The organism is Micromonospora sp. MH33, from assembly GCF_003013775.1.
Classification (GTDB): domain Bacteria; phylum Actinomycetota; class Actinomycetes; order Mycobacteriales; family Micromonosporaceae; genus Micromonospora; species Micromonospora fulviviridis.
The window spans coordinates 1-11723 of record NZ_MUYZ01000042.1 but is presented as its reverse complement, the minus strand read 5'-3'; the positions used below and the strand labels follow the sequence as shown (position 1 = coordinate 11723).

Genomic DNA, 11723 nt, shown 5'->3' with positions numbered 1-11723 from the left:
AGGCGGGGGCGACGCGGGCGTCGGCGGGTCGGTCGGGTCAGGGCGCCTGGGAGGCGACCACCACGGCGTCGGGCGGGGTGTCCGGTACGGTCCGCGCGGCGAGCCGGCGGACCGCGGTGTTGAGCACGGCGATCAGCGGCACCGCGACCAGCGCGCCCGCGATGCCGGCCAGCACCACGCCGGCGGCGATGCCGATGATCACGGCGAGCGGGTGGATGGCCACCGCCCGGCCCATGATCAGCGGCTGGAGCACGTGCCCCTCGACCTGCTGCACGCCGATCACCGCGCCCAGGATGATCAGCGCGGTCACCGGGCCGCTGTCGACCAGCGCCACCAGCACGGCCACCACGCCGGACAGGAAGGCACCGACGATCGGGATGAACGCGCCCAGGAAGACCAGCGCGGCCAGCGGGAACGCGAACGGGATGTCGAAGACGACCAGGAAGATGCCGATGCCCACGGCGTCGATGAAGGCGACCAGCACGGTTGCCCGCACGTAGGCGCCCAGCGTCGCCCAGGAGGCCCGGCCGGCGTCGTCGACCTTCCAGCGGGCCTTCACCGGCAGCAGCCGGACCAGGAACCGCCAGATCTTGCTGCCGTCCCGGAGGAAGAAGAAGGTCGCGAAGAGCACCAGGACGGTGCCGGTGAGCACCTCGGCCAGGGTGGCCGCCGTGTTGAGCGCCCCGCTGGTGAACTTCTCGGTGTTGTCGTTGATCCAGTTCTGCGCCTCGTCGATGTAGCGGTTGAGCTGACCGTCGGAAAGGTGCAACGGGCCGGTCTTGAGCCAGTTCTGGATCTGCCGGACGCCCTGGGACGACTTCTCGCTGAGCTCCGGTACGCCCTGGATGAACTCGTTCACCACCAGGGTCAGCGTGCCGATCACCGCGGCCAGGCCGCCGACCAGCACCACGCCGGTGGCCAGCGACCGGGGCAGGCGGGCCCTGAGCAGCCAGCCGACCGCCGGGGCGAGCAACGCGGAGAGCAGCAGCGCGACCGCCAGCGGGATGATCACGATGCGGATCGTGCCGACGATCTTGAGCAGCGACCAGGTGACGATGCCGACCACGATGAGCCGCCAGCACCAGGCCGCGGCGATCCGCAGCGCGTGCGGCACCTCCACGTCGTCCTGGCTGGTGGTCGAGGCGTGCACGGGGGCCGGCGGCTCCGCGTCCACCACGGGCGCCGCCGGGGGCGCGGCCGGGCCCGGCGAGGAGGGCGAGGCCGTGCCCGACTCCTCCGCCGACCGGTCCGGATCGGCCCGCCGGGCCCGCGCCGACTCGCGGCCGGACTCGTACGCGCGGCGGAGCCGTCCACGCATCCGCTCGAAGCGGCTCAAGCGCACCTCCCGCAAACTGGTCCGCCCCCGAGACAGGGGGACAGGATACGTCTGTCCGCCCCACCCTAGGGCGGCTGCGCCAGACTTGCCCCCCTGCCGCTCCGCCCAACCACGCCGGCACCGACGACCGGGCACGCGGTAGCGTCTTCGCGTGACCGCCGACCAGGACCTCGACGCCGGCCTTCCGATCCGCCTGCTGCACGACCGCGTGCTGGTGCGTACCGAGAACGGCGAGGGGGAACGCCGCTCCACCGCCGGCATCGTCATCCCGGCCACCGCCGCCGTCGGCAAGCGGCTGGCCTGGGCCACCGCGGTGGGCGTGGGCCCGAACGTCCGCTCCGTCGTCTCCGGCGACCGGGTGCTGTTCGACCCGGACGACCGCTCCGAGGTCGAGCTGCACGGCCGGGCGTACGTCCTGCTGCGCGAGCGGGACGTGCACGCCGTCGCGGCCGAGCGGGTGGAGAACGAGCCGACCGGATCGAGCGGCCTCTACCTGTAGGCGCCGCCCGCGCCGCGGGCGCCGTTTGTACCGCTGCCCGGCGGGAAGCCCCAGGCACGACAGCGCCCTGGGGAGGGATCATGCCGGTAGTCATCAAGAAGATACTTGCCTGGGGATTCCTCGCGTTCCTGATCTACTTCATGGCGTTCCGGCCGGACGGCGCGGCCCAGCTGTTCAAGGGGATCGGGGTGGCCCTCATGGCCATCGCCCAGGGTCTCGGCGACTTTCTCACCGGCCTGATGACCTGAGGAGCCGGCCCCGGGACGGTTCGTTCAGGCGTGCGGGGGCCAGGCGGGGCGATGGCCGGGCCAGCCGGGCGGGCCGTAGCCGGCCGGAGAGGCGGGCGGCGGTGGCGGGGCCAGCACCACCGGGATCGGCACCACCGGCTCGTCCGGGGCCTCGACCGCGCGCTGCGACCCGTCGGGGAAGCGCAGGTGGTAGCGCTGCCCGTCCCAGACCCCGACCGGCGCCTGCGGGTCACGGCCCACGAAGAACGCCCGGTACGCCCCGATCGCGTCCAGCAGCTCCCGTTCCTCCCGCGCCGTCCGGTCCCGCTCGGCGGGCTTGCGGTCCAGCCCCCGGCGCATCCCGTCGCGCAGCAGCGCCAGCCGGGTGGCGGCGAACTGGTAGCCGCGCATCGCCCGCACCCCGCCGTCACCGGCCACCCGCCGGGCCCAGGTCCGGGCGGCGTGCCGCCGGCCGAGACTGCCCAGCGCGGCCACCTCGGGCGGGGTGAGCCAGCCGGCCCGGACGTAGTCGGGCAGGGTGCGCTCGGTGAGCCGCCCCTCCCAGGCACGCAGCCAGACGGCCAGCCCCACCATGCCGAAGAAGATCGGCACCATCACGCCGATGTAGCCGTAGAGCGCGATCAGCGGCTGGCCGGTGGCGGCGGCCAGTGAGGGCAGCAGGTTCCAGGTGCCGTGCAACATCATGGCCAGCAGCAGGCCGGCGATCGGAGCGAGGAAGCGCACCCGCCGGTCCGCGGTACGCGCGGCGACCCCCAGCCCCACGCCGGTCATCGAGGTGAACAGCGGGTGGGCGAAACCGAAGAGCAGGATCCGCACGATGAAGATGGCGATGACCTGACGCGCGCCGGTGGCCGGCCCGTACTCCTGGACGCCGGCGCGGTAGCCGTACCCGCCCAGGTAGAGGATGTTCTCCACCATGGCGAAGCCGACCGCGGAGAGCCCGCAGTAGACCAGGCCGTCGGTGACCCCGGAGAACTCCCGGCGGCGGAAGATCAGCAGCAGCAGCGGCCCGGCCGCCTTGGTCAGTTCCTCGATGAACGGGGCGACCAGCACGGCGGTCAGCGCCGCCGGCAGCCCCCAGTCCTTGAACAGCCGGGCACCGGTCTCGTTGACCAGCAGCGAGATGGCGGTGGAGACGAACGCGCCCCAGGCGAAGCAGAAGATCAGGTACTTCAGCGGCTCGGGCTCGTAGCGGTCGAGCCAGAGGAAGCAGGAGACCAGCACCGGCACCGGCAGGATCGCCGCGATCACGCCGACCAGCAGCGCCTCCGCGCCGAGGCTTTCGCCCAGGGTGAAGACCATGAAGACCGCGCCGGCGGCGATCAGCAGCACCACCCCGGCCAGCGCCAGGAACCGCCGCCAGCCGAGCCGGCGCAGCGGCATCCGGGGAGCCGGCGACCCCGGCGGGACGGCGGGCGCGGTCGGCGGCGGCGGCAGGGCTCCGCCGGGCGGGGTGACGGCCATGCGGTCAGCGTAGTCACCCGCGACCCACTGGTCCGGCCGCATCGCGACCGCTATGCTCCCGGACAGGTCACGAGTGCCAGCGTCAAGCCCCGGCTTGCTGGCCGGCAACCCTCGTCGAGTTCGCGGTGGGGTGCCCCGGGTGATGACCGGGCCCAGCCCGAACCGCGTGCTGGGCAAGCGCGGACCCCGTCCCGGTGCCCACCCACCCGGGGTCCCCTGGACCCGGAAGGCTCCGGCATGACCGTCACCCTCGTACCCTCGCTGCCCACGCTGTCCACTCCGAGCCGGCCGGACCCGCTCGGCGTGCTCGGCGTACCGGGGGAGATCAACCTGGACCACGCGGCCAGCGCGCCGTGCGCGCGGGCCGCGGCCGACGCGGTGGCCGAACTGCTGCCCTGGTACGCGAGCGTGCACCGGGGCGCCGGCGCGCTGTCGCGGCGCTGCACGCTGGCCTACGAGCGGGCCCGGCAGACCGTGGCCGACTTTGTCGGCGGCCGCCCCGACGACCACGTGATCTTCACCCGGAACACCACCGACGCGCTGAACCTGCTGGCCCGGGCGCTGCCCGCCGGCACCACGGTGGTCACCTTCGCCGGCGAGCACCACGCCAACCTGCTCCCCTGGCCGCGCGGCTCGGTCCGGCTCCCGGTGCCGGACGGCCCGGGCGGCGCGGTCCGCTCCCTCGACGCCGCGCTGGCCGAGCTGTCCCGCGACGCCCGGCCGGGGCTGCCGGTGCTGGTGGCGGTGACCGGCGCGAGCAACGTGACCGGGGAACGCTGGCCGGTGGCCGAGCTGGCCCGGGTGGCCCGCCGGCACGGCGCCCGGATCCTGGTGGACGCCGCCCAGCTGGCACCGCACACCCCGGTGGACCTGGCCGCGCTGGACGTCGACTACCTGGCCCTCTCCGCCCACAAGCTGTACGCCCCGTTCGGCGCGGGCGTGCTGGTGGGGCGGGCGGACTGGCTGGACGCGGCACCGCCGTACCTGGCCGGCGGCGGGGCCACCAGCCACGTCGGGGCCGGCACCCACGAGGTGCGCTGGGCCACCGGCCCGGCCCGGCACGAGGCGGGCACCCCGAACCTGCTCGGCGCGGTGGCCCTGGCGGCGGTCTGCGCGGCGCTGGCCGCCGCGGACCGGGACGCGCTGCACTCCCGCGAGCAGGCGCTGCTGGGCCGGCTCCGGGCGGGCATCGCCGCCCTGCCGCACGTGGTGGAGCTGCGCACCTTCGGGCCGGACGCGCCCCGGGTGGGCATCGTCAGCTTCGTGGTCGCCGGCCGGGACTCCGCCGAGGTGGCCGCCCACCTGGCGACCGCACACCGGATCGGCGTCCGGGACGGCCTGTTCTGCGCCCACCCGCTCGCCCGCCGCCTGCTGACCGAGGCGGCCACCCGCAGCGGCCGCGACGACCTGCCCCCCACCGCCATCCGCGCCAGCCTGGGCCTCGGCACGACCGAAACCGACGTGGAAACCCTCCTGACCGCCCTGTCCACCCTCCCCTGACCCGGGACTGTGGGCGAGTGAGGGCGGGGGTGGTGGGTCAGCCGACGGGGGGTGCGGTGGGGGGTTTGGGGGTGGGGCTTTGTTCGGTGGTTTCGCCGGAGCGCTGCTCGCGGTCGCCGAACGCCTGGCGGACCAGGCGGTTCGCCTCCTCCTGCTCGATGCCGGAGGCCACCATGAGGTCGCTCGCCGTGGTCCGCACCTGGGCGATCACCACGCTGCCGGAGAAACCAACCCCCTCGGCGTACGCCCGGCCGGCCTCGCTGACCGCGCGCAGCGACCGCTCCCGGGCCTTCTCCGGCTCCTCCCCGACGGCGAACTCGTGCCGCAGCAGGCGTACCGACTCGGCCAGGTGGGCGATCGAGTCGGGCATCGTCTCGGGGACGGGCTCCTCGTCCTCGATGATGGTGACCGAGCGGCGGATCAGCGTGCCGCTGTTCCGCATCGCCCGGTCGATCGGTTCCGCCGCCTCGGCGTAGTGGGTCAGCTCGTCCCGCCGGTGCCAGCGGGCCGGGGAGATGGTGATGGTCTCCTTGGCCCCCTCGATGGCCTCCGAGAGCGCGGCCAACTCCTCCTTGTTCTCCCGGAGCCGGAACAGCGCCCGCTGGGCCACCCCCCGGTCCCGGTTGCGCAGCGCCTCCGCGCAGGCGTCGAGTTGCCCGGCGAGCAGGTCCAGCGCCGGCCGGGCCGCCCGGTTGATCACGCGTAGCGGGTTGAGCGGCAGCAGGATCGCGGTGACCAGCAGCGCGATGCCGCCGCCGATGAAGGCGTCGACGAAACGGGGTATCTCCAGATTCTGGGTGGACGGGCTGAGCGTCACGATCAGCACCGCGGTGGCCGCCGCCTGGATCACGATGGCCACGCTCGCCCCGGCGAAGACGGTCAGCAGGATCGCCGCGGTGACCACCAGGCCGAGCTGCCAGGCGCCGGTGCCCAGGAAGTAGATCAGCAGATCGCCGACGAACACCCCGACCGCCACCCCGATGATCAGCTCGACGGTCCGGCGGAACCGCTGGCCGACCGAGGCGGCCAGGGTGCCGACCGCCGAGATGGGCGCGAACACCGGCTGCGGATTGCCCAGCAGCCGGTGGGAGACCAGGTAGGCCAGCCCGGCCGCGAGGCCCGCCTGGACCGCCAGGCCGGTCGCCGTACGCACCCGGTGCAGCCGGTCGTGCAGGGTGGCCTTGCTCCGGTGCCGGAGCTGCTCCATGGCCTCCGAGATCCGCGCCCCGTCGACGTCGACCAGTCCCTCGCGCAACGCGGTACGTCGTAAAAACGACGGTCGTCGGTCCCGGGCCACGGCCATGGCCGGGACTACCCGTCCCGCCCCCGGTGAATCCTCCGGACCGGCCGGGATGGGGCAGACTCCACCGGGTGGACGAGCTGATGGAACGGTGGCGGGACGCGGCCCGGGCGGCGGGCGCGACCGACCCGGCCGGCGTCGAACGGGCCGGGGCCCGGCTGCTGGCCGGCTGGGCGGAGCCGCACCGGCACTACCACACGGTGACCCACCTGCGGGCGGTGCTCGACGTGGTCGACGCGTACGCCGGGTCGGCCCGCCGCCCGGACCTGGTCCGGCTGGCGGCGTGGTGCCACGACGCGGTCTACGACCCGCGGGCCGGCGGCGACGCCAACGAGCGGGCCAGCGCCGAACTGGCCGGGGAACTGCTCACTGCCGCCGGGCTGCCGGCGGCGGCGGTGACCGGGGTACGCCGCCTGGTGCTGCTCACCGCCGGCCACGCGGTCGGGCCGGACGACCCGGACGGCGCCCTGCTCTGCGACGCCGACCTGGCGGTCCTGGCCGCCCCGCCAGCCGACTACGACCGCTACGCCGCCGCCGTCCGCCGCGAGTACGCGCACGTCCCCGACCCGGGGTTCCGCGCCGGCCGCGCCGCCGTCCTGGCGAACCTGCTGGCCCTGCCCGCCCTCTACCGACTCCCCGAGCCGCACAGCCGGTGGGAGTCCCCCGCCCGCGCCAACCTCACCCGGGAACTCGCGGCCCTGCGCTGACCCCGGCGTCCCGTGCCGCCGGCCGAGCCGGAGCGGGGACCGTGCTGGGCTTGGGCCGGCGCAGGCCGGCGGCGCGGAGCAGGAGGACGATCTCGCGGGAGGGGACGAGCCGGGCGCCCAGCCAGACGGCCATCGGGACGCGCTCGGCCGGAACGTCGTAGTGGTCGCGGTCGAAGCCGCGCCGGGGCACGCCCAGCGCCTCGGCGAAGGCGTGCAGCTCCGCGTACGAGAGGTCGCTGATCAGGTGCGACCACAGCCGCCCCCGCCAGGGCACCGCGGGCGGGTCCAGGTAGAGCATGGCGACCAACGGTACGCCCGGTTGGTCAACCCCGCCGGCACGACCTAGCCTTCCCGGCATGGCCGCCCATCCCCTCCTCGACGACCTGCGGACCGCCCTCGGCGACGCCGCCGTGCTGACCGACCCCGACCTGCTGGCGATGCACGCACGGGACGAGGCCGACCTGTGCGCGGCGGGCACCCCGCTGGTCGTGGTCCGCCCGCGCGACACCGCGGAGGTCGTGGCGGTGGTCCGCGCGGCCGGCCGGCACGGCGTACCCGTGGTGCCGCAGGGGGCGCGGACCGGGCTGGCCGGCGCGGCGAACGCGGTGGACGGCGCGCTGGTGCTGAGCACCGTGGCGATGGACCGGATCCTGGAGGTCGACCCGGTCAGCCGGATCGCCGTGGCGCAGCCCGGCGTGGTCAACGCGACGCTCGGCGGGGCGGTCCGCGAGCGCGGCCTCTGGTATCCGCCGGACCCCGGCTCCTGGGAGTCGTCCACCATCGGCGGCAACGTGGCCACCAACGCCGGCGGCATGTGCTGCGTGAAGTACGGCGTGACCACCGAGTACGTGCTCGGGCTGGAGGTGGTGCTCGCCTCGGGCGAGGTGCTGCGGACCGGCCGGCGCACCGCCAAGGGCGTCGCCGGGTACGACCTGACCCGCCTCTTCGTCGGCTCGGAGGGCACCCTCGGGGTGATCACCGAGGTGACCGTGGCGCTGCGCCCGGCGCCTGAGGAGTCGCTGACCCTGGTCGCGGTCTTCCCCACCACGGCGGCGGCCGGCACCGCGGTCGCCGGCATCGCCGAACGCGGGCTCACCCCGAGCCTGCTGGAACTGCTGGACCGGACCCACCTGCGGGCCATCGAGGCGTACCGGCCGATGGGGCTGCGCACCGACGCGCAGGCGCTGCTGCTGGCGGCGGTGGACACCGGCTCCCGGGCGGCCGGCGACCTGGCCCGGCTCGCCGAGGTCTGCACGGCGGCCGGGGCCGACGAGGTCTACGCGGCCACCGACGCGGCCGAGGCCGCCGCCCTGCTCCAGGCCCGGCGGCTGGCCCACCCGGCGATGGAGAGGTTCGCCGCGGAGGCCTTCCCCGGCGGCAACGGCGGCCTGGTCATCGACGACGTGGCGGTGCCGCGGGGCGCGCTGGCGGCGCTGCTCGACGGGGTGGCCCGGATCGCCGAGGAGTGCGCCGTGCCGATCGGCGTGGTCGGGCACGCCGGAGACGGCAACATGCACCCGAACATCGTGGTCGACCGGGCCGACCCGGCCAGCCTGGAACGCGGGCGGCGGGCCTTCGACGAGATCATGCGGCTCGGGCTGGACCTCGGCGGCACCTGCACCGGCGAGCACGGCGTCGGCCTGCTCAAGCGGGACTGGCTGGCCCGGGAGATCGGCCCCGTGGGCGTGCGGGTGCACCAGGCGATCAGGGCCGCGCTGGACCCGGCGGGACTGTTCAACCCCGGCAAGGTGTGCTGACGCTCAGCCCTTGTCCTCGGCCGGGGTGGCCTGGGTGATCAGCAGCAGCACCTGGTAGGCCACCGGCGGCTTCGGCTCGCCCGGGCAGTCCTGCGTGGTGATGGTCAGCCCCGGCGGGATCAGCAGCGTCGAGGTCAGCGCGTCGATGCAGCCCTGCTTGTAGTGCCGGGCCTCGTCGGTCTCCTTGGCCAGGGCCGGGTCGGCGAGCATCTGCTGCAACCGCTGTGTCTGCTCGGGGGTGAGCGCCCCGGTCGAGTCGACCCCGTCGCCCGCGCAGTCGCGGCACTGCCACCGCCCGGTCGGGTCGACCTCCAGCGTGCGCGCCGGGCTGTCCGGGCCCAGTTGCTGCACCAGGGAGACCCGCCGCGCGACCGGGGTCGGCGGGACGGCGCCCGCCCCGTCCGGTGTGGTGGCGCCCTCGGCCCGGCCGAACAGCGAGCAGCCGGTGAGAGCGGTCACCAGCAGGACTCCGAGGGACAAAGCAGGGACGCACGACCAGGATGGGCGAACCACGCGGGGAAACCTACACTTCCGTAGGTAAGGCCGGTACCCTCCGGAGCGACGTTACCGACCGGTCACCGGGAAGACGGAAGTTCGACGCTGTCGCCGTCGGTGCCCCGGTCCGCCGCGAAGCCGCGGACGTCCGGCGCGCCCAGCCGGGCGGCGTCGGCCGCGACGTCGTCCGCCATCAGCTGCGACTGCCGCTCCGCCTCCACCCGCGCCCGGTAGTGGGCCACCTCGCGGGCGCGGGTCGCCTCGTCCCAGCCGAGCACCGCACCCATCAGCTCCGCGGCGTGCTCCGCCGACTCCAGGCCGCGGTGGCTGGTCTCGATGGAGATCCGGGTACGCCGCGTGAGCACGTCCTCCAGGTGCAGCGCCCCCTCGGCGCGGGCCGCGTACGTCACCTCGGCGGCCAGGTATTCCGGGGCGCCGGCCAGCGGGGAGCCGAGCAGCGGGTCGGCGTCGACCAGGGCGAGCAGGTCGAGGGTGAGGGTGCCGTAGCGCTCCAGCAGGTGCTCGACCACCCCGACGGGCACGCCGTGCCGGCGGGCCAGGTCGGCCCGGTCCCGCCACATGGCCGCGTACCCGTCGGCACCGAGCAGCGGCAGGTCGGCGGTGCGCGACGGCCGGGTCCAGCCGAGCCGGTGCACCGCCCGGTCGACCACGTCCGAGGCCATCACCCGGTACGTCGTGTACTTGCCGCCGGCCACCAGGAGCAGCCCGAGCATCGGCTCGATGACGGCGTGTTCCCGGGAGAGCTTGGAGGTGGAGTCCGCCTCGCCGGCCAGCAGCGGGCGCAGCCCGGCGTAGACGCCCTCGATGTCGCCGGTGGTGAGCGGGCGGTCCAGCACCGTGTTGACCTGCTCCAGCAGGTAGTCGATGTCCTTGGCGGTGGCCGCCGGGTGGGACCGGTCCAGCCGCCAGTCGGTGTCGGTGGTGCCGATGATCCAGTGGCCGCCCCACGGGATGACGAAGAGCACGCTGCTGGCGGTACGCAGGATCAGCCCGGTCTCGCCGGTGATCGCCGAGCGGGGCACCACCAGGTGCACGCCCTTGGAGGCCCGGACCCGGAAGCCGGGGCGCAGCCCGACGTCGTTGAGCATCCGGGACATGTCGTCGCTCCACACGCCGGTCGCGGCGATCACCGTGCGGGCGCGTACCTCGAACTCGGCGTCCGGCGAGCCGGCGGGGGCCTCCAGGTCGTGGACCCGGACCCCGGTGACCTCCCGGGCCTGCCGGGTCAGGCCGACCGCCCGGGCGCTGGTCACCACGGTCGCGCCGAGGCTGGCCGCGGTGCGGGCCAGGGTCACCACCAGGCGGGCGTCATCGACCTGCCCGTCGTAGTAGCGGATCGCCCCGGCCAGCTTGTCCGGGCGCAGGCTCGGGAAGATCCGGCGCGCGCCCTCCCGGCTCAGGTGCCGGTGCAGCGGCATGCCGCGCCCACCGCCGAACACGCCGGCGAAGACGTCGTAGGCGGCCACCCCGGCACCGTAGTAGGAGCGGCGGAAGAACCGGCCGGGCAGGTCGCGCACCCCGCCCTCGGCGGGGAGCGGGACGAGGATCGGCACCGGGCGCACCAGGTGCGGGGCGAGCCGGGTGGCGAGCAGCCCGCGCTCGGTCAGCGCCTCGTGCACCAGGTGGAACTCCAGCTGCTCCAGGTAGCGCAGGCCGCCGTGGATCAGCTTGCTGGACCTGCTGGAGGTGCCGGCGGCGTAGTCGCGCGCCTCCACGAGGGCCACCTTCAGGCCACGGGACGCGGCGTCGAGCGCGGCGCCCGCCCCGGTCACGCCACCGCCGATGACCAGCACGTCGAACCGCTCGGCGCGGAGTCGGCGCAGGTCGTCGGCGCGGCGCTCGACGGAGAGCTGACCGGCCACGGATCGGGACACGTTGGGGTCGCGCACCTGTCCACCGTAACCGGCCCCGCACTCCGGCGGCACGCCCCCGCCGGGCCGTACGGTGAGGGCCATGCAGGTCGGCCCACCCACCGCTCCCGTTCCCCCGTCCCGTTTCGCCCGCCGCGACACCGGCCCGTGGCCGGTGGTCGCCGCGGCGGCCACCGGCGTCTGGGCCGTGCTGGTCGCGGTGCCGGGCCAGTTCGTCGGCTGGGTGGTCGACCAGCTCGTGCTGGTCGCCGGCCTGGACCGCACGGTGGCCGTCTGGCCGGTGGTCGCGCTGGTCACCGTGCTGCTGGTGGGTGCGCCCACGCTGGCGCTCGCGCTGATCCCCCGGTCCCCCGCGATCCGGGCGACCGGCCGCGCCTGGCTGGCCGGCACGCTCGCGCTCGGCGCGCTGACCCTGCTCCGGGCGCTGCCGCCCGTGCACCACGAGGCGTACCTGGCCGCGCTGGCCGCGACCGCCGCGCTGCTCGCCCTGGCCCTCGACCGGATCGCCCGCCGCCGGTCCGCCCC

Annotated in this window: 11 protein-coding genes, 1 pseudogene and 1 riboswitch; of the genes and pseudogenes, 6 read left to right on the top strand and 6 right to left on the bottom strand. The window is 75.2% G+C overall.

The window, feature by feature from the left end:
• Window positions 1-37 precede the first annotated feature (37 nt).
• On the bottom strand, window positions 38-1336 hold the full coding sequence (locus B0E53_RS09830) for an AI-2E family transporter (RefSeq protein ID WP_246835323.1): 1299 nt from the start codon (window positions 1334-1336) through the stop codon (window positions 38-40).
• Window positions 1337-1487: 151 nt separating this feature from the next.
• Between B0E53_RS09830 and B0E53_RS09825 the strand changes: the two genes are divergently transcribed.
• Window positions 1488-1835, top strand: a complete 348-nt coding sequence (locus B0E53_RS09825) for a co-chaperone GroES (RefSeq protein ID WP_107075742.1) — start codon at window positions 1488-1490, stop codon at window positions 1833-1835.
• An 80-nt stretch (window positions 1836-1915) separates the two neighbouring features.
• Window positions 1916-2083: a hypothetical protein gene (locus B0E53_RS37460; protein ID WP_168215283.1), complete on the top strand. Its 168-nt coding sequence runs from the start codon at window positions 1916-1918 to the stop codon at window positions 2081-2083.
• A gap of 24 nt (window positions 2084-2107) precedes the next feature.
• On the opposite strand, the gene B0E53_RS09820 is transcribed toward B0E53_RS37460, so the two are convergent.
• Window positions 2108-3589 (bottom strand): PrsW family intramembrane metalloprotease, encoded by a 1482-nt coding sequence (locus B0E53_RS09820; protein WP_107075741.1) that lies wholly within the window; start codon window positions 3587-3589, stop codon window positions 2108-2110.
• A 23-nt stretch (window positions 3590-3612) separates the two neighbouring features.
• Window positions 3613-3733: riboswitch (SAM riboswitch) on the top strand.
• A gap of 51 nt (window positions 3734-3784) precedes the next feature.
• Here B0E53_RS09820 and B0E53_RS09815 point away from each other — a divergent pair.
• Window positions 3785-5047, top strand: a complete 1263-nt coding sequence (locus B0E53_RS09815) for an aminotransferase class V-fold PLP-dependent enzyme (protein ID WP_107075740.1) — start codon at window positions 3785-3787, stop codon at window positions 5045-5047.
• A gap of 37 nt (window positions 5048-5084) precedes the next feature.
• Here the strand turns inward: B0E53_RS09815 and B0E53_RS09810 are convergent, their stop codons facing one another.
• Window positions 5085-6344, bottom strand: coding sequence for an FUSC family protein (locus tag B0E53_RS09810; protein WP_246835324.1), 1260 nt, complete (start codon window positions 6342-6344; stop codon window positions 5085-5087).
• A 74-nt stretch (window positions 6345-6418) separates the two neighbouring features.
• Here B0E53_RS09810 and B0E53_RS09805 point away from each other — a divergent pair, with 74 nt between their 5' ends.
• Window positions 6419-7054: a metal-dependent phosphohydrolase gene (locus B0E53_RS09805; protein ID WP_107075738.1), complete on the top strand. Its 636-nt coding sequence runs from the start codon at window positions 6419-6421 to the stop codon at window positions 7052-7054.
• Here the strand turns inward: B0E53_RS09805 and B0E53_RS09800 are convergent.
• The gene (locus B0E53_RS09800; RefSeq protein ID WP_107075737.1) at window positions 7026-7352 is read right to left on the bottom strand and encodes a DUF4031 domain-containing protein; all 327 of its coding nucleotides are present in this window, start codon (window positions 7350-7352) and stop codon (window positions 7026-7028) included. The genes B0E53_RS09805 and B0E53_RS09800 overlap by 29 nt on opposite strands.
• 58 nt (window positions 7353-7410) lie before the next feature.
• Between B0E53_RS09800 and B0E53_RS09795 the strand changes: the two genes are divergently transcribed.
• Window positions 7411-8811 (top strand): FAD-linked oxidase C-terminal domain-containing protein, encoded by a 1401-nt coding sequence (locus B0E53_RS09795; RefSeq protein ID WP_107075736.1) that lies wholly within the window; start codon window positions 7411-7413, stop codon window positions 8809-8811.
• A gap of 3 nt (window positions 8812-8814) precedes the next feature.
• Here B0E53_RS09795 and B0E53_RS09790 read toward each other — a convergent pair whose 3' ends face one another.
• Both B0E53_RS09790 and B0E53_RS09785 read right to left on the bottom strand, forming a co-directional pair.
• Window positions 8815-9270, bottom strand: a complete 456-nt coding sequence (locus tag B0E53_RS09790) for a hypothetical protein (protein WP_246835322.1) — start codon at window positions 9268-9270, stop codon at window positions 8815-8817.
• Window positions 9271-9386: 116 nt separating this feature from the next.
• On the bottom strand, window positions 9387-11201 hold the full coding sequence (locus tag B0E53_RS09785) for a glycerol-3-phosphate dehydrogenase/oxidase (RefSeq protein ID WP_107075763.1): 1815 nt from the start codon (window positions 11199-11201) through the stop codon (window positions 9387-9389).
• Window positions 11202-11280: 79 nt separating this feature from the next.
• Here B0E53_RS09785 and B0E53_RS09780 point away from each other — a divergent pair.
• A pseudogene (locus B0E53_RS09780) lies at window positions 11281-11723 on the top strand (peptidase S8); the annotation flags it as partial.